Origin of the sequence: Asaia sp. VD9, assembly GCF_037150015.1 — a bacterium.
In the GTDB taxonomy this organism is placed as follows: domain Bacteria; phylum Pseudomonadota; class Alphaproteobacteria; order Acetobacterales; family Acetobacteraceae; genus Asaia.
Genome location: NZ_JBBCQM010000001.1, coordinates 489,147 through 506,209, shown reverse-complemented (window position 1 = coordinate 506,209; position 17,063 = coordinate 489,147). Strand labels below are relative to the sequence as shown.

The 17,063-nt window shown below is 62.1% G+C and carries 12 protein-coding genes and 1 pseudogene; 8 read left to right on the top strand and 5 right to left on the bottom strand.

The window, feature by feature from the left end; translation table 11 throughout:
• Nucleotides 1-182: 182 nt before the first annotated feature.
• From infB to WFJ47_RS02245, 7 genes and pseudogenes are all read left to right on the top strand, one after another.
• Nucleotides 183-2,348, top strand: a pseudogene (gene infB / locus WFJ47_RS02275) (translation initiation factor IF-2); the annotation flags it as partial.
• Entirely contained in the window at nucleotides 2,345-2,770 is a 426-nt protein-coding gene (rbfA, locus tag WFJ47_RS02270; RefSeq protein WP_336760590.1) for a 30S ribosome-binding factor RbfA, read from the top strand. The pseudogene infB and the gene rbfA, both read left to right, overlap by 4 nt.
• A gap of 15 nt (nucleotides 2,771-2,785) precedes the next feature.
• Nucleotides 2,786-3,739, top strand: a complete 954-nt coding sequence (gene truB, locus WFJ47_RS02265; RefSeq protein ID WP_336760588.1) for a tRNA pseudouridine(55) synthase TruB — start codon at nucleotides 2,786-2,788, stop codon at nucleotides 3,737-3,739.
• On the top strand, nucleotides 3,723-3,992 hold the full coding sequence (gene rpsO / locus WFJ47_RS02260; RefSeq protein WP_127102740.1) for a 30S ribosomal protein S15: 270 nt from the start codon (nucleotides 3,723-3,725) through the stop codon (nucleotides 3,990-3,992). The genes truB and rpsO overlap by 17 nt, the downstream gene beginning before the upstream one ends.
• A 249-nt stretch (nucleotides 3,993-4,241) precedes the next feature.
• Nucleotides 4,242-6,395 (top strand): polyribonucleotide nucleotidyltransferase, encoded by a 2,154-nt coding sequence (gene pnp, locus WFJ47_RS02255; protein ID WP_336760662.1) that lies wholly within the window; start codon nucleotides 4,242-4,244, stop codon nucleotides 6,393-6,395.
• A gap of 60 nt (nucleotides 6,396-6,455) precedes the next feature.
• Nucleotides 6,456-7,886, top strand: coding sequence for a nitronate monooxygenase (locus WFJ47_RS02250; protein ID WP_336760584.1), 1,431 nt, complete (start codon nucleotides 6,456-6,458; stop codon nucleotides 7,884-7,886).
• 34 nt (nucleotides 7,887-7,920) lie between these two features.
• Nucleotides 7,921-9,936 carry an FUSC family protein gene (locus tag WFJ47_RS02245; protein ID WP_336760582.1) on the top strand — a complete coding sequence of 672 codons (2,016 nt, stop codon included), beginning with the start codon at nucleotides 7,921-7,923 and terminating at the stop codon, nucleotides 9,934-9,936.
• On the opposite strand, the gene WFJ47_RS02240 is transcribed toward WFJ47_RS02245, so the two are convergent.
• The 5 genes from WFJ47_RS02240 to WFJ47_RS02220 all read right to left on the bottom strand — a co-directional run bounded on the left by WFJ47_RS02240 (nucleotide 9,874) and on the right by WFJ47_RS02220 (nucleotide 15,695).
• Nucleotides 9,874-10,296, bottom strand: coding sequence for a DUF1489 domain-containing protein (locus WFJ47_RS02240; RefSeq protein ID WP_336760581.1), 423 nt, complete (start codon nucleotides 10,294-10,296; stop codon nucleotides 9,874-9,876). The two genes, WFJ47_RS02245 and WFJ47_RS02240, sit on opposite strands and share 63 nt — an antisense overlap.
• A 3-nt stretch (nucleotides 10,297-10,299) precedes the next feature.
• Entirely contained in the window at nucleotides 10,300-11,385 is a 1,086-nt protein-coding gene (locus tag WFJ47_RS02235) for a nucleoside hydrolase (protein ID WP_336760579.1), read from the bottom strand.
• A gap of 333 nt (nucleotides 11,386-11,718) precedes the next feature.
• Entirely contained in the window at nucleotides 11,719-12,876 is a 1,158-nt protein-coding gene (gene hemW, locus WFJ47_RS02230) for a radical SAM family heme chaperone HemW (RefSeq protein WP_336760660.1), read from the bottom strand.
• Nucleotides 12,873-14,861, bottom strand: a complete 1,989-nt coding sequence (locus tag WFJ47_RS02225) for a potassium transporter Kup (RefSeq protein ID WP_336760577.1) — start codon at nucleotides 14,859-14,861, stop codon at nucleotides 12,873-12,875. The genes hemW and WFJ47_RS02225 overlap by 4 nt, the downstream gene beginning before the upstream one ends.
• 156 nt (nucleotides 14,862-15,017) lie before the next feature.
• Nucleotides 15,018-15,695 carry a YggS family pyridoxal phosphate-dependent enzyme gene (locus WFJ47_RS02220; protein ID WP_127102747.1) on the bottom strand — a complete coding sequence of 226 codons (678 nt, stop codon included), beginning with the start codon at nucleotides 15,693-15,695 and terminating at the stop codon, nucleotides 15,018-15,020.
• Between the two features lie 78 nt (nucleotides 15,696-15,773).
• Here WFJ47_RS02220 and WFJ47_RS02215 point away from each other — a divergent pair, with 78 nt between their 5' ends.
• Nucleotides 15,774-17,036, top strand: a complete 1,263-nt coding sequence (locus WFJ47_RS02215; protein ID WP_336760575.1) for a transcription antitermination factor NusB — start codon at nucleotides 15,774-15,776, stop codon at nucleotides 17,034-17,036.
• Nucleotides 17,037-17,063: the final 27 nt, after the last annotated feature.

The window sequence follows — 17,063 nt, the reverse complement described above, 5'->3', positions numbered from 1 at the left end:
CTCGCGAGGTCGAAGCGATCCGTGAAGCGGAAGAGCACGAAAAACAGATGGCCGCTGCTGCCGAGGATCAGGCAAAGCAGGAAGCGCTGGAAGAGCAGCGCAAGGCGCGTGCCGCTGAGCGCGAGCGTGAAGAGGCTGCCCGACGTGCGCCGCTCGAAGCGGCCGATACCGCCCGTCGTACCGGTGGCGTCCAGCTTGCCGCTCCGATGGAGCGTCTGCGGCCGCTGGCTGAACGCGCTGTCATGGCACCGCGTCCCGTCACGCCCAAGCCTGCGCCTGCATCGGGTTCGGCTGCGCCCGCGCCGCGTAACGAGACGCTGCATCTGCGTCGTGGCGGTGCCGGAACGGGTACCGAGACGGAAGATGACCGCCGCGCTGGTCCGCGCCGTGCTCCTGCCGCACCGCCGCGTCGTGGTGCCCCTGCGGCTCCAAAGAAGAGCGGGGATTCCCGTCGTTCCGGCCGTATCGACGTGCGCGCCGCAATCGAGGGAGACGACGACAAGACACGTTCGCTCGCTTCGGTTCGCCGTCAGCGTGATCGTGAGCGCCGCCAGGCCGAACTCGAGCGCCTGCGCGCGGATCAGGTCCGCGTGGTGCGTGACGTGATCCTGCCGGAATCCATCACGGTGGCTGAACTTGCCAACCGTATGGCGCTGCGTCAGGCCGAAGTGGTCAAGGCGCTCATGAAGATGGGTGTGATGGCTACGGCCACGCAGCTCATCGATGCCGACACGGCCGAACTGGTCATCAGCGAATTCGGCCATCGTGTCCGCCGCGTTGCCGAAAGCGACGTTGAGCTGGGCATCGAGGGTGTGGAAGATCGCGAGGAAGATCTCGTGACACGCGCTCCGGTCGTGACCGTCATGGGCCATGTTGACCACGGCAAGACCTCGTTGCTCGACGCGCTGCGCACCACGGATGTGGCCGCGGGCGAAGCCGGTGGCATTACCCAGCATATCGGCGCCTATCAGGTCACCGTGCCCAGCGGTGCGAAGATCACCTTTGTCGACACGCCGGGTCACGAAGCCTTCACGTCGATGCGCGCCCGCGGTGCTTCGGTCACCGATGTGGTCGTGCTCGTGGTGGCTGCCGATGACGGTGTGATGCCGCAGACGATCGAGGCCATCAAGCATGCCAAGGCTGCCGATGCCCCGATCATCGTGGCGATCAACAAGATGGACAAGCCGGGTGCCAACCCCGACCGTGTGCGTCAGGCTCTGCTGAGCCATGAGATCGTGGTCGAAGCCCTTGGCGGCGACGTGCAGGATGTCGAGGTTTCGGCGCTCAAGCGTACCGGGCTGGACAAGTTGGAAGAGGCTATTCTGCTTCAGGCGGAAGTCCTTGATCTCAAGGCTAATCCAAACCGTGTTGCCGAAGGCTCGGTCATCGAAAGCCGTCTGGATCGCGGTCGCGGTCCGGTGGCGACGGTGCTGGTCCAGAAGGGCACGCTCAACCGTTCCGACATCGTCGTTGCGGGGGCCGAATGGGGCCGCGTGCGAGCCATGCTGGACGACAAGGGACGCCAGCTCAAGGATGCCGGTCCGTCCATGCCGGTCGAGCTTCTGGGTATCACGGGCGTTCCCGGCGCTGGCGAGCCTTTTGTGGTCGTCGAGAACGAGAACCGCGCTCGCGAGATCTGCGAGTTCCGTCAGCGCAAGCAGAAGGACAAGATGGCAGCAGGCCGCGCCGCCGCGCGTGGCACGCTCGACCAGATGTTGGCCCGCATCCAGGCGGGTGAGCAGAAGGAAGTCGCGCTGCTCATCAAGGCCGATGTGCAGGGCTCTGCCGAGGCGATCGAGGCATCGGTGCTCAAGCTCGAGCATGAAGAGGTTCGCATTCGCGTGCTGAACGCTTCTGTCGGCCAGATCACCGAGAGCGACATTCAGCTGGCCAAGGCATCGAACGCCATCATCGTGGCCTTCAACGTCCGCGCCACCACGCAGGCCCGTGAAATGGCCCAGCGTGAGGATGTGGATATCCGCTACTACTCGATCATCTATCAGGTGACCGACGACGTGGAGCAGCTGGTCAAGGGCAAGGTTGCACCCAAGCATCGCGAGAAGTTCCTCGGTTACGCCGAGATCCGTCAGGTCTTCAATATCACGAAGGTCGGCAAGGTCGCGGGTTGCTATGTCACCGAGGGCGTGGTCAAGCGTGGCTGTGGCGTGCGTCTGCTGCGTGACAACGTGGTGATCCATGAAGGTGATCTGAGCCAGCTCAAGCGCTTCAAGGACGACGTCAAGGAAGTTGCACGCAACTATGAGTGCGGTCTCTCCTTCGCCGGCTACAACGACCTGCGCGAAGGCGACATGGTCGAGTGCTTCGAAATGGAAGTCATCCCTGCATGAGGGGTTCGCGTTCCAAGGTGCCGGGCTTTTCAGGGCCCGGCGACGCGGGTGGCCCGTCACAGCGTCAGTTGAGAATGTCTGAAGAGGTCCGCCGCGTCCTCTCGGATCTTTTCACCCGCACCGAGTTCCGTGACCCGGAGCTCGCCGGTGTGCATGTGACGGTCACGGAAGTGCGTATCTCCCCCGATTTCCGCCACGCGACAGCTTTCGTCAGCCGTCTGGGGCGCAGCGATATCGAGGAGGTTATGCCCGCGCTCAAGCGTGTTGCACCGTTCCTGCGTACAGGTCTCTCCAAGACCCTGCGTTCGCGCATCGTGCCGGAAATTCATTTCCAGCCCGACACCGCGCTCGAACATGCGATGGACATGGATGCGCTGATGCGCACACCCGAAGTCCGTCGCGATCTCGATTCCGAAGACTGAGTGGAGCGACCCGTCATGGGACGCAGAAAAGGGCAGGAAATCGACGGCTGGCTGGTCGTCGACAAGGACCTGCATATCGGTTCGACCGATGTGGTGAACAAGGCGCGTCGCATGTTCGATGCCAGGAAGGCCGGACATGGCGGTACGCTCGACCCTCTGGCGACGGGTATTCTCCCGGTCGCCTTCGGTCAGGCCACGAAGACAATCCCCTATATCATGGATGCGACGAAGCGTTATCGCTTCACGCTGTTCCTTGGTGAATCCCGAACGACGGATGATCGTGAAGGGGAGGTGGTGCTGACAAGCGACCACCGCCCAAGCGACGAGGAATTGCGGGCAGCCTTGCCCGCACTCACCGGCGACATCATGCAGGTGCCCCCCGTTTATTCCGCGCTCAAGGTGGATGGCGAACGGTCTTATGATCTGGCTCGGGCCGGACGGCCGCCCGATTTGCCGCCCCGGCCTGCGCGCGTGGACTCTATCACGCTTGTCGAGCGCCCCGATCGCGATCACGCCGTTTTCGAGGTTCAGTCTGGCAAGGGGGTCTATATGCGCAGTCTGGCCCGCGACATCGCACTGGCCTGTGGCACTGTCGGTCATATCGCCGTTCTGCGTCGGACCAAATGCGGTCCGTTTGATGAGACCCATGCGATAACACTGGACAAGCTGGTTCAAAATGACGACAAGGCCGATGCACTTTCAGCGCTTCTGCGCCCGGTCTCGACCGCGCTGGCCGACATCCCGGCTCTGGCCGTGACCGACGCAGAAGCACAGGCCTTGCGCTATGGACAGAGCCTCGCTTTGTCCGATCGTGCGGATCTGATGCTGACAGCGCAGGATGGTGACGTCCTGCAAGCCCAGGAGGGGGGGTGTCTTGTCGGTTTGTGCCGCGTCCTTGAGGGGCGGTTGAAGCCGATACGGATATTCGAGTCGTTTAAATACGGAGACAGAGATGTCGATTACAGCTGAACGCCGCACGGCGCTGATCGAAGAATACAAGACCAATCCGACCGACACCGGGTCGCCGGAAGTCCAGGTTGCCCTGCTGAGCGAGCGCATCGTCAATCTGACGGGCCATCTGCAAACGCATAAGAAGGACTTCCACTCCCGTCGTGGTCTTCTGATGCTCGTTGGCCAGCGTCGTGGCCTGCTTGACTACCTCAAGCGCAAGGATCAGGGCCGCTACCAGACCCTTATCGAGCGTCTCGGCCTGCGCCGCTAATTACGCTCGGGCGGAGGGTCAAGCCTCCGCCGCCTCCCGTTGCCATTCTGGCGACGGGACTACAGGCTGCGTCACTGGACGCTGAAGCTGGAGACAGAACCGGCCTTCGGCGTTTCAGGCCACATGGTGACAAGCCGGTCCGATCCCGGCCATCCTTGCCATGCCGTCCGAAACGCTGCCAGCCAGTCAGGGCCCGTTCCCTCCGGATCATCGCGCCTCGTGCCAAAGCCCCCTATTCAGGACAGAATGATGTTCAATTACTTCCGCAAGGAAATCGACTGGGCCGGACGCCCGCTCATTCTCGAAACCGGCAAGATCGCCCGCCAGGCCGATGGTGCGGTCGTTGCGACTTACGGCGATACTGTCGTGCTCTGCACGGCCGTGGGCGCCAAGTCGGTCAAGCCAGGACAAGACTTCTTCCCCATGACTGTCAACTATCAGGAAAAGGCCTACGCAGCTGGCCGTATTCCCGGTGGTTTCTTCAAGCGTGAGGGCCGTCCTTCCGAAAGCGAGACGCTGATCTCGCGTCTGATCGACCGTCCCATCCGCCCGCTCTTCCCGGAAAATTTCCGCAATGAAGTGCAGGTCACGGCGACCGTTCTCAGCCATGACATGGAAAATGACCCGGCTCTGGTCGCTCTGATCGGTTGTTCGGCTGCGCTCACCCTGTCTGGCATTCCGTTCTACGGCCCTGTGGGCGTGGCGCGCGTTGCCCGCATCAATGACCAGCTCGTCATCAACCCGACCATTGCAGAGATGAAGGAGAGCGCGCTCGATCTCGTCGTTGCAGGGACGAGCGAGGGCGTACTGATGGTTGAATCCGAAGCCTCCGAGCTTTCGGAAGAGATCATGCTCGAAGCGGTGACCGCCGGTCATGCCGCTTTCCAGCCCGTTATCGATGCGATCATCGATCTGGCCGAGCACGCAGCCAAGCAGCCCTGGGACCTCGAGGGCCCCACCAAGGAGCAGATCGCCCTGCGCAAGCGCGTAGAGAAGATCGGCACCAAGCTGATGGCCGACGCCTACAAGGAAAAGGCCAAGCAGGCTCGTTACGAGAAGATCGCAACCGCCAAGGCACGCATCATCGAAGGTCTGGTCGAGGAAGGCCTGGACGTCGATATGGCGAAGCCGATGCTCAAGGAACTCGAGGCCCAGGTCGTTCGTGGCGCCATCCTGAAGACCGGCATCCGTATCGATGGCCGCGACACCAAGACGGTACGCCCGATTGTGTCCGAGGTCGGCATCCTGCCGCGCGCCCATGGTTCTGCGCTGTTCACCCGTGGCGAAACACAGGCTCTGGTCGTGGCCACGCTTGGCACCACGCAGGATGAGCAGATCATCGACGCGCTTGAGGGCGAATACCGCTCTAACTTCATGCTGCACTACAACTTCCCGCCCTACTCGGTCGGTGAGTGCGGTCGCATGGGCAGCCCGGGTCGCCGCGAGATCGGTCATGGCAAGCTGGCATGGCGTGCACTCCATCCGCTGCTGCCGGGGAAGGATCGCTTCCCTTACACCGTGCGTATCGTGTCTGAGATCACCGAAAGCAACGGGTCGTCCTCGATGGCAACCGTTTGTGGTTCGTCACTCGCGCTGATGGATGCCGGTGTGCCGTTGCCGCGCCCGGTTGCCGGTATCGCCATGGGTCTGATCAAGGAAGATCGTGGCTACGCCGTGCTGTCCGATATTCTCGGTGACGAAGATCACCTTGGGGACATGGACTTCAAGGTAGCGGGTACGGAATCCGGTATCACCGCGCTCCAGATGGACATCAAGATCACCTCGATCACGCCGGAAATCATGAAGGTGGCGCTCGAGCAGGCCCGTGACGGCCGTATTCACATCCTTGGTGAGATGGCGAAGGCCCTCGATGAGGGTCGTGAAGGTGTGTCGCGCAATGCGCCGAAGATCACCACGATGAGCATTGCCAAGGAAAAGATCCGCGACGTGATCGGGTCGGGCGGCAAGGTCATCCGCGAGATCGTCGAGTTCTCCGGTGCCAAGGTCGACATCAATGATGAAGGCGTCATCACCATTGCTGCCTCGAATGACGAGCAGGCCCAGAAGGCCATTGCGCGCATCGAAGGCATTGTGGCGGAGCCGGAAATTGGCCGCATCTATGACGGCAAGGTAGTCAAGACGGCCGATTTCGGCGCGTTCGTGAACTTCCTTGGCCCGCGTGACGGTCTGGTCCACATTTCCGAGCTGACCGACGGGCGCGTGGCCAAGACCACCGACGTCGTCAAGCAGGGTGATGCCGTAAAGGTGAAGGTCGTCGGCTTCGACGATCGCGGTAAGGTCAAGCTGTCGATGCGTGTTGTCGACCAGCAGAGCGGCGCCGATATCTCGGAAAGCGTCGGTACGAAGCCGGCCCGTCCGTCCAGGCAGCGTGACGCTGACTGACCTACCGTTTCAGGAGGAAGGTCCTCGTGGTCCTTCCTCCTTCGGAGTACAACATAGATTATGATGTCGATTGATACCGTCCGTATGGCTGGCCGGGATGTCCTTCCCCTCGTTGAGGGCGGGAAGGGCGTTTCGGTATCGACTGGTATTTCCGCCGGCCATTGGGCCGCTGCCGGTGGCGTCGGGACGGTCTCTGCCGTCAATGCCGACAGTTATGACGAAGACGGCAACCGCATTCCGCAAACCTATTCAGGCCGCACGCGGCGCGAACGGCACGAAGAGCTGATTCGCTACGCCATTGATGGCGGTATCACCCAAGTGCGTATAGCCCGCGAGATTGCGGGGAAGAATGGTATGATCAATGCCAATCTTCTTTGGGAAATGGGCGGTGCAGAGCAGGTCATCGAGGGCATCCTCGAAGGTGCTCCCGGCATGATCGATGGTCTCACCTGCGGTGCGGGCATGCCCTATCGCCTCTCGGAGATCGCGGCGCGCCACAACGTCCATTACTACCCGATTGTCTCCTCCGCACGTGCCTTCAATGCACTCTGGAAACGGGCCTATCACAAGACAGCCGAGCTCCTTGGTGCCGTGGTTTATGAGGACCCTTGGCGCGCGGGTGGCCATAACGGCCTCTCGAACACGGAAAATCCGCTGAAGCCGGAAGATCCCTATCCGCGCGTCGCCGCTCTGCGCAAGGCGATGAACCAGTTCGGTCTCGAGAACGTGCCCATCATTATGGCGGGTGGCGTCTGGTGGCTCGAGGAATGGGCGCACTGGTTCAATAATCCCGAGATCGGGCCGATCGTGTTCCAGTTCGGCACACGTCCGCTCCTGACACAGGAGAGCCCTATTCCCGATGCGTGGAAGCGCCGCCTGCGCCGCCTGCATGAGGGGGATGTGTATCTCAATCGCTTTTCACCCACCGGATTCTATTCATCGGCGGTGAATAACAGCTTCATGCTGAACCTGCGTGGTCGCTCGGAGCGTCAGGTGGCCTATAGCAGCGAGCCCGTGGGTGAGCATGATACGGCCCATGGGATTGGCGCGCGCAAGCGAGAAGTCTGGATGACAGCGACCGATCGCGAGCATGTTCTGGCCTGGGAGGCTGCGGGCTACACCGAAGCCATGCGCACCCCGGACTCCACGCTCGTATTCGTCACACCTGAGGAAAGTCGCATCATCGTGGCCGATCAGGTGGCCTGTATGGGCTGTCTGTCGGAATGCCGCTTCTCCAACTGGAGCCAGCGCGGGCCGAATTATACAAACGGCGCCAAATCCGATCCGCGCTCCTTCTGCATCCAGAAGAGCCTGCAGGATATCGCCCATGCGGATGACAGCCTTGGTATCGAGGCTGCTGATACGCTGGTCGATAATAACCTGATGTTCGGCGGGACCAATGCATGGCGTTTCGGTTCCGATCCGTTCTATGCTGAGGGCTTCACACCGACTGTCCGACAGCTTGTCGAGCAGATCATGACGGGGCGCTGAAAGCCCCGTTCCAGCAAGGGAGCGCTGCGGCATCATGAAGGGGATTTCCCGGGTTTCTTCCTCTCGCCCCTTCGCCGCGCTTCTCACGACCTCCACCAATCATCTCGCCCGCTACGCCATCACGCTGAGCCCGGAACAGCTCAGCCTGTATGAGGGCGGCCGCGCCGCGCTGGTCACGGCGCTGGCCCTCACCCCGTCGCTCTTCTTCGATCAGCCTTTGCTTGCCTGGATCGCTTTTGCCTGTTTCTGGGCCTGCCTGATCGATCCGGGTGGGCCGGATCGCGAGCGGTTTCAGGTTTTGGGTGGATTCACCCTGGCCGGTACGGGGTTGGTCTTCGCGGTCTCGGCCCTGAGCGTGTTCGGAGCCTATGCCACGGTGCCAATGGTCGCGCTTATCGGTCTGGGCTGTGGTCTCGCGCGGGTCTTTTCGCCGGCCGTCATGCAGCTCTGGGCGCTGGCGGGGTGTGCCGCCGTTGCAGCCACGGGCTTTCCGGCATCGCCTGTACAGGCACTCTTCATCGCCGGATTGTTCTTTGCCGGTGGTGCACTGGCCACGCTTTTCTGTCTTGTTCTCTGGCGCCAGCAGCCCTACGGCCCGGCGCGCCGCAGCCTTTCCGCAACCTATTACATTCTCGATCTGATGGCGCGTGAACTCGCAGCCGGGCGGCTGCGGGAGACTGTACATCGTCAGGCCGCTCGCAACGCGATCGAGCGCGCGCGCCTGCTTCTGGTGATGCTCGATGCACGTCACGGCAATCTGCGGCTGAGACGCCGCATGGAGGCAGCCCTTGCGACGGCCGAGCGTGTTTTTACTGCGCTGCTCGCTCTCGAGCATGTGGCGGAGGCAGGCCCTTTGGCGTCAGAGTTGCGCGCGCTGCTCCGGCGCCTCGGCACCGCCTGTCATGAATGCATGCGACAGGCCGCACGGCCCGAGCCAGATTTCAGGATATTGGGTCAACTCGCCCGCACGCTTGACCGTGAGTCCCGCATGGGGGGCGTGGTCAATGCAGGGCCCATCCTCGCCTGTGCCGAGGCCTTCACGCGCATGATCGGTGCATTTGCGCGCCGCCATCAGCAGGAGGAGACGACGCGCGAAGGGCCCCGTCTCACGCTTACCCCCACGATCTGGCATCACGCCTGGCGTCTCTGTCTCGCGCTCAGCCTGACTCAGCTCGTCTGCCTCTATGGCGGAGAGGGGTTTTCCTATTGGGCGCTGATTGCAGCCCTTCTGGTCCTGCAGCCTGCGGGAAATGTCACGCTTGTCCGGAGCATGGAGCGTGTGATCGGCAGCGTGGGAGGCTCTCTCTTGGCGGCGCTCTGTGCGTTCATCCTGCCTGGGAAGGCCGCACTCCTTGGTGTGGCGGTGTTCATGTCACTTGCCGCCATCGCCACGCGCGCCGTCAATTATACCATGCTGGTGTTTTTTCTGACCGGGCTTGTCGTGGTCATTGCCGAGGCCTTGATGCCGGGCGGGGGCATCATCTGGGCGCGGGTGCTCGATAATCTGATAGGCAGCGGCATTGCGCTCCTCTGCGTGCTCATTCTCTGGCCCGACCGCGGCAATACCGATCGGGATCATCTCCTGCGGCGCGCCATGGAGGCACATTGTCGTTATGCCGCGCTCGTTCTGTCAGGGGATGTTCGCCCACAGGATACGGACAAGGCCCAGAGGGAGGCGGGGATGACGAGTATTGCGGCGGAGTTTTCCCAAGGTGGTTTGCCCCTTTTTGGCGGACTGGTCACGCAGTTGCGCGAGCGCGAGGGTCTCAAGACACAGGAGACGTTGAGAGCCCTGAGACGGCTGAGCGGCGAGATTACGCTTTATCGCTTCGACATGCAGAACGGGTTGCGAAAACCCGACCCGCAGGAGGCCGCCCGCTTCGGGCAGTGGCGCGCGGCGCTGCGCAATGGGGGGGAGTTGTCTGGCATAACAAATGCCCTTGGTGACGAGGCGCTCGTGATCCGCCTTGGCAATCGTCGTGGCTGTTCAGATGAGGCAGAGTTCGGACAGGCTGCGGCGCAGAGCAGGGGGGAGAGCCTCGAGGCCTGACACGGCGGCAGAGCTGCCCAGATCGCCTGGCGCGTCCTCGGACTTGAGATAACGCCAGCCTTGAAAGGGGCGCATGGCTCTTGGCTGAACGGGAATGATCTCGTCATTGACCAGAATATGGGTGCCGAGCTGGCCGTCCGGCCGGGTGAAGGGCCTGAACCCCATGATGGGCTGGCGGCACAGGACCAGCCCCCCCATGACCCGATAGAGCGAGCCCTGACCTGCAATCTCGTCTGCCTGTTTCGGCATGGTCCGGGTACGGATGACGCCATATCCGTCAACGCGCTCGCCGCGCTGCATCCAGGCGGCGAGTTCATCGAGCGTGGTGCAGCCCACCACGAGTTTGATCATGTTCAGCAAGAGTCAGTGTTTTCCCTCGAAGCCCTGCGCCCACCCGGCATAAAGCTTCTTGAAACGTTCGACATCGATGGCCTGGACGATACGCACCTTGCGTACGCCCATCGCCTTGGGGGCGAGGCTGTCCGGCCAGACATAAGCGTGACCATAGCCGATACCCTTGCCTGTCTCGACGTCCATATAGGCATCTTGCGCCTTGGTGATCAGGCTCGGCTCGGCGGCAACCGCGCTCGTGACTTCGTCCCACATCGCCAGAGGCACGTAGTATTTCACAAGGTACTCCGTGACCGGGCTCTTATGGGCCTTGGCGATGGCTCCAACCTCGTCTTTCGTCAGCATGACGTCATTCGAGACATTCGCGATTGACGTGATCCGCGACCATGGCGCCGTCAGGGTAATATGAGCGGCCTCGGGATCGAAGATCAGGTTGAAATCCGATCCATTATCCGCGTTACCCGTCACGGACATCATCGACAGATCGAGATAGCCTCCCATGAAGATGAGTTGCTTTGCCGTGCTGGCAAAGCTGGGATCGAGCCTGATGGCCAGCGCCAGATTGGTCATCGGGCCGGCTTCGATGATCGTCACCTGATGGGGATGGGCATGGACCTGCTGGATCATGAACAGCGCAGCAGGTACGCCCTGTGGCTGCAGGCTCGGCTTGCCGTCCGGGGTGTCTGCAACGGCGGGCTGGGTATCGGGCGTCTTCTCCATCGATCCAAGCCCGCCCCATGCCCCTTTCCAGGGCAGGGTACCGAATTGCTGTTCCCGCAGACGGGTGAGCGCGACCGTATTGATCAAAGGTTGCGTTGCGCCGTCATAGACGGGCACGTCGCGATGGCCGGAAATTTCCAGAAAGCGGCGGATACGGGCGCTTTCGGCATTTTCCCAATCATCTCCGGCTACGACTGTCAGCCCAAGGACCTTCAGCTTCGGATTGTTCAGCAATGGCAGCACAGACTGGATATTCGAGCCGCCCGGGCCCAGATAATCGTTGTCGGCGATAACGAGTTCGGGTCCGGCATTCGCCTGAGCCGCATGCGACCCGATGGTGAGGGCGGCGAGCGCCAGGCTGGCAAGGAAACGACGCATGGAAGGCTCTTACTCCGGAAAGGCGGGTTGGTTCCCACCAAACACATACTGGTAGGATTGCGCAGGGCTGAAAAGATCGCCCGGGCTCACGACATCACGAAAGGCCTGAATTTTTCGCCAAGAAGGCGCTGGGTCGCTGAAGCAAAGAGTTCCACACAGGGTCTGGCCTGACCGCAAAAATTACGGGGGGGGGGAGAAGAGCGTCTGGAAGGGGCTGCCTGGAGTAAGGTTGATCAGGTGCAGCTCGACCCTGATTTCCGGGTTATCTATCTGGCGTTTGCCGGACTGCCGGACTGCCGTCTCGGCTGTCTGGGGCCATCCAGGTCAGGACGCTCAAAGAACCAGAGCGCCCAGAAGGGCCTCGAGCCGGACGCGCCCTTCATCCGTAGCGATCAATCGAGTGTCATCCAGAGTGAGGTAGCCCTCCTCGCATGCGGCTTCGAGAATGAACGAGTTCACGCTCTCCCTCAGCACTCGCCCCGTGCGGGTGGTGAACCAACCGAGATCGATCCCTTCGCGGAGGCGTAACCCCATCAGTAAGGCCTCGCGCGCACGCTCCTCGTTCGAGAGCGGGGTTTCCTCTGTTGAGCCACTGCCGCGTTGTTCCACGCGTTCCGCCCAGATCTCGGGCGCACGGTGGCGGCGCGTGGCGAGCAGCGTGTCACCCAACGTGAGTCTTCCATGGGCTCCCGGGCCGATGCCGATATAATCCTGATAGCGCCAATAGGTCAGGTTGTGACGGCTCTCGGCACCCTGGCGCGCATAATTCGAGATCTCGTAGTCGCGCATCCCGAATTCCCCGGCTATTTCCGCGGTCTTCTCGTAAAGACGCGCCGCGTCGTCCTCTTTCGGGAGGACAAAGCGACCCTGACGATGCAGGGATTCGAATTTCGTCCCTTGTTCGATGGTGAGCTGGTAGAGCGAGAGATGATCCGAGGCGAGGGCGAGCGCCGCACGCAACTCGGCCTCCCAGGCACTCAGGCTCTGTCCGGGGCGCGCATAGATAAGATCAAAAGAGAGGCGCGGGAAAAGCGTGCGCGCTGTTTCCAGAGCCTGAATCGCCTGGGATGCCGAATGCTCGCGGCCCAGGAAACGTAGGGAGTCTTCCTCCAGACTCTGGATGCCGAGCGAAATCCGGTTGACCCCGGCCTCGGCAAAGGCGGCAAGCTTTGCTCTTTCGACGCTGGTCGGGTTGGCTTCGAGCGTGATTTCAAGATCGGGAGCAACGTCGAAATGACGTCTCGCGTCCTCGATCAGCTGCGCGACAGTCTCAGGGCGCATGAGCGAGGGAGTTCCCCCGCCGAAAAAGATCGAGCGCAGAGTGCGCCGCCCGGCGCGCGCGGCGTCATGGGCGAGTTCCTGACGCAGGGCAGCCGTGAAGCGCTCATGGGGAATGACGTCGCGGACATGGGAATTGAAGTCGCAATACGGGCATTTGGCCAGACAGAATGGCCAATGTACGTAGAGAGAAAGCGGAGGCGCTGCGCTCAGATCGCGATCCTCACGCCCAGCTCGACCACGCGATCCGGCGGAATACGGAAGAATTCCGTGCTTGGCACGGCGTTACGCACCATCACCAGGAAGAGCCACATACGCCAGATGGAGAGTTTTGGCAGGGTCGAGCGCACGACCAGTTCACGTGATACGAAATAGGAAGCCTGGATCGCGTCAAATTCGACCCCTGCGGCATTCAGCTCCGAGAGTGCCTTCGGGAGATTGGGCATCTCCATGAAGCCATAGCGTACGATCACCCGATGGATGTTCGGCGCCAATTCCTGCACCATGGCGCGGTGGCCACGCTCGGCTTCGGGCTGATCGAGGTTCTGCACAGTCACAAACAGGACGTGATCGTGCAGAACCTTGTTATGCTTGAGGTTGTGCAGCAGGCAGGTCGGTACTGTGTCGGGATTGGCTGTCAGGAATACCGCCATGCCGGGGACGCGCACGGTGCGCGATTGCGGCAGCCTGGCGAGGAATGAGGCCATGGGCAGCGAGTCCGCAAGCTGACGCGCGCGTATCAGGCTGCGTCCCCGGGCCCAGGTGGTCATGAGAATGGTGGCCGACACGCCGATGGCGAGCGGCACCCAACCCCCATCGGGAATTTTCAGCACATTCGCGGCAAAGAACGTGCCGTCACTGAGCAGGAAGAACCCGAAAACCAGCCCCGCAAGCGGTGCGCTCCAGTTGAAGACGCGACGGAACACCACCATGGCCAGAACGGCGGTGCACATGAAGGTGCCGGTCACGGCAATGCCATAGGCTGCGGCAAGAGCCGAGGAAGAGCGGAAGGAGAGCACCAGCAGGATCGACCCGAGCGCCAGTACCCAGTTGAAGACGGGCAGGTAGATCTGGGCCTCTTCTTCGGCATTGGTATGCGTGATCCGCATACGCGGCAGATAACCGAGCTGTATGAGCTGGCGGCAGAGCGAAAATCCACCCGATATTCCGGCCTGGCTTGCAATCACGGTGGCCATGGTGGCGAGAAGCAGGAGCGGGATCTGCGCCCACCCGGGAGCGAGATGATAGAACGGGTTTTGCAGCGCTGCCGGATCGCGCAGCAGCAGCGCTCCCTGGCCGAGGTAATTCAACGTCAGGGAGGGGAGGACGAAGAACAGCCACGCATAGCGGATGGGCGCGCGTCCGAAATGCCCCATATCGGCGTAAAGCGCCTCGGCCCCTGTTACGGACAGTACAACGGACCCCAGCGCGATGAAGGCGAGCCAGCCGTGATACAGCACGAATTGCGCCGCGTAATACGGTGACAGCGCCATGAGGATGCCTGGCGTCTGCATGATCGAATGGACGCCCATGACGGCAAGCGTCAGGAACCAGATCATCATGATCGGACCGAAAGCGCGGCCGATCTTGCCCGTACCGAGTGCCTGGGCGCTGAACAGCGCGATCAGAATGATGATGGCGACAGGGATGATGATATGGGAGGCGGATGGGACCGAGACTTCGATACCCTCGATGGCCGAAAGCACTGAAACGGCGGGGGTAATGATGCCATCGCCGAAGAAGAGGCAGGCGCCCCCGATACCGACAATGCCGAAGAACCAGCGATACTGGGGCGATTTGCACACGCGCTGCGCCAGAGACATCAGCGCGATGATCCCACCCTCGCCATCATGATCGGCGCGCATGACGAGCATGACATATTTGATGGTGACGACCAGCATCAGAGCCCAGAAGATGAGGCTTTCGATGCCCATGATCTCCCAGCTTTCGGCCGGATGACGAATGGAGCCCACAATCTGCACCGACGCCTGAAAGGCATAGAGCGGGCTCGTGCCGATATCGCCATAGACGACCCCAAGCACGCCCAGCAGACCGGCCAGACCGACCGGTGCCTTCTTGTGCAGGTCTTCAGCCGCGCCGAACTCACGGATCGAGCCCTGTCCGGCGGTCGCCGTCTTCGCAGCCGGGGCTGCTGCGGCGTTGGTCGAACCTGGCTGACCGTCAGGCCTGTCTGTCATTTCTGTTCCAACTCATGGCAAGCGGCAGGGGTGGAGCGCCGGGGGTAGTTGCGACGGCAAGCACAATAGGTGGCACACACAGATGTGAGCGATCACTGACATAAACTTTGCCATACGATCATTACTCGCGTGACCGCAAGCATCGCATCGTTGAAATCAGAGCGCCGGGCGGTGGCCGAAGATGGCGGTGCCCACCCGCACCAGCGTGGCGCCATGCGCTATGGCTGTCTCGAAGTCAGCCGACATCCCCATCGAACAATCGATTAATTTATGTTCATGTGCGAGCGCGGCCAGAAAGGCGAAATGCGCGGTCGGGTCCTCGTCCTCGGGCGGAATGCACATGACCCCCTTCACGACCTCGCCGAAACGTGCCTTGCACAATGCGATGAACGCTCCGGCTTCCTCTCGCGCCACGCCGGATTTTTGAGCTTCGTCGCCCGTGTTGACCTGGATGAACAGATCCGGAAGGCGCCCTAGCCTGTCTGATGCCCGTGAAAGAGCATCGACCAGGGCAGGGCGATCGACTGACTCGATGACGTCTGCCAGTCGGCAGGCCTCCTGCGCCTTGTTGGTCTGTAATCCGCCGATGATATGCAGACGCAGATCAGGCCAGCGTTCACGCAGAGCGGGGAATTTCTCTTTCGCTTCCTGAACGCGGTTCTCCCCGAAAAGCCGTTGGCCCGCTTCCAGTGCCTGCTCGACGGCGGCTGCCGGGTGGAACTTGCTGACCGCTACCAGTTTTACGCTCTCCGGGGGGCGTCCGGCCGCGACACTGGCCTGCGTGATCCGGGCGCGAATCTGGTCCAGGCGGGAAGAAAGCGTGTCATCTGACATGGCCGGTTCCATAACTTGTTGTGGTTCGAGTGCGAGAAGGGGTAGCGCGGCGCTTCGCGAAATGCCATTGGCAAGGCAATGTCCAAAGCACCTTCTCAGATTCCCGCCGATCCGACACGCGATCTGGCCTTTGATATTCTCTGCGGTGTCGTCGAGCATCGACGCATGCTGGAGACGACGCTCGACCGCAGCATGTTGACCGATCCGCGCGATCGCGCCAGCGCGCATCGGCTCGCCGCGACCGTGCTGCGACACATGGGGAGCATGACCGAACTGCTCCAGCCCCTGCTGCGGCGTGAGCCTCCGACGCCGGTGCGTTGCGCCCTGCTTATGGGCGTGGCGCAGCTGCGTCATCTCGAAACCCCTCCGCATGCAGCGGTCGGCACGATTGTCTCGTTGTTGCGCCGCCGGGGACTGGCGCCCTTTGCCGGGCTGGCCAATGCCGTGCTGCGTCGCGTCGCGCGTGATGGCGACGAACTGGCCGAAGGTCTGGATGCGGATCGCCTGGACGTGCCGGCGTGGCTCTGGACGGCCTGGGGACACAGGGCGCGCGATATCGCCGCCGGCCTGCATCGTGAGGCACCGATCGACCTGACGCTGCGCCCGGGTGCCACCGCGCCCGAAGGCGGCGAGACACTGCCCAATGGCAGCGTGCGTTTTGCGCCCGGTACGCGCGTGACCGAGCTGGAGGGGTTCGATCAGGGGGCGTTCTGGGTGCAGGATGCGGCCGCCACTATGCCGGCGCGACTGCTGGGTATCCAGCCCGGCCAGAGCGTGATTGATCTCTGCGCGGCGCCGGGCGGCAAGACGGCGCAGCTGGCGGTGGCCGGGGCCAAGGTGATTGCGGTCGAGCGGGAAGAAACGCGCGCAAGGCGTCTGAAGCAGAATTTGGAACGTCTCGATCTCGAGGCGAGTGTCGTGGTGGCGGATGCTCTGGTCTGGCAGCCAGAGGACAAGGCCGATGCCGTTCTACTGGATGCGCCCTGCTCAGCCACAGGCACGCTACGCCGTCATCCGGATGTGCTCTGGGTCAAGCGCCCGCGCGACGTTCTGGCGCTTGCGAAGGATCAGGACAAGCTGATCGATGCGGCTGGCGCCATGCTCAAGCCGGGCGGCGTGATGCTCTATGCCGTCTGCTCGCTTCAGGATGAGGAAGGTCCCCAGCGTGTGGCTGCGGCGCTCAAGCGCGGCTGGGCGCTCGAGCCATTCACGGCGGAAGAGCTCGCCTCCATGCCGGAAGCCCTCACGAAACAGGGAACATTCCGCACGCATCCCGGCATGTGGGCCGAGCGCGGTGGCATGGATGGATTTTTTGCGGCAAGGCTGCGCAAGACCAGCTGAAACAGATCGGCTCACCAGAGAGAAGGT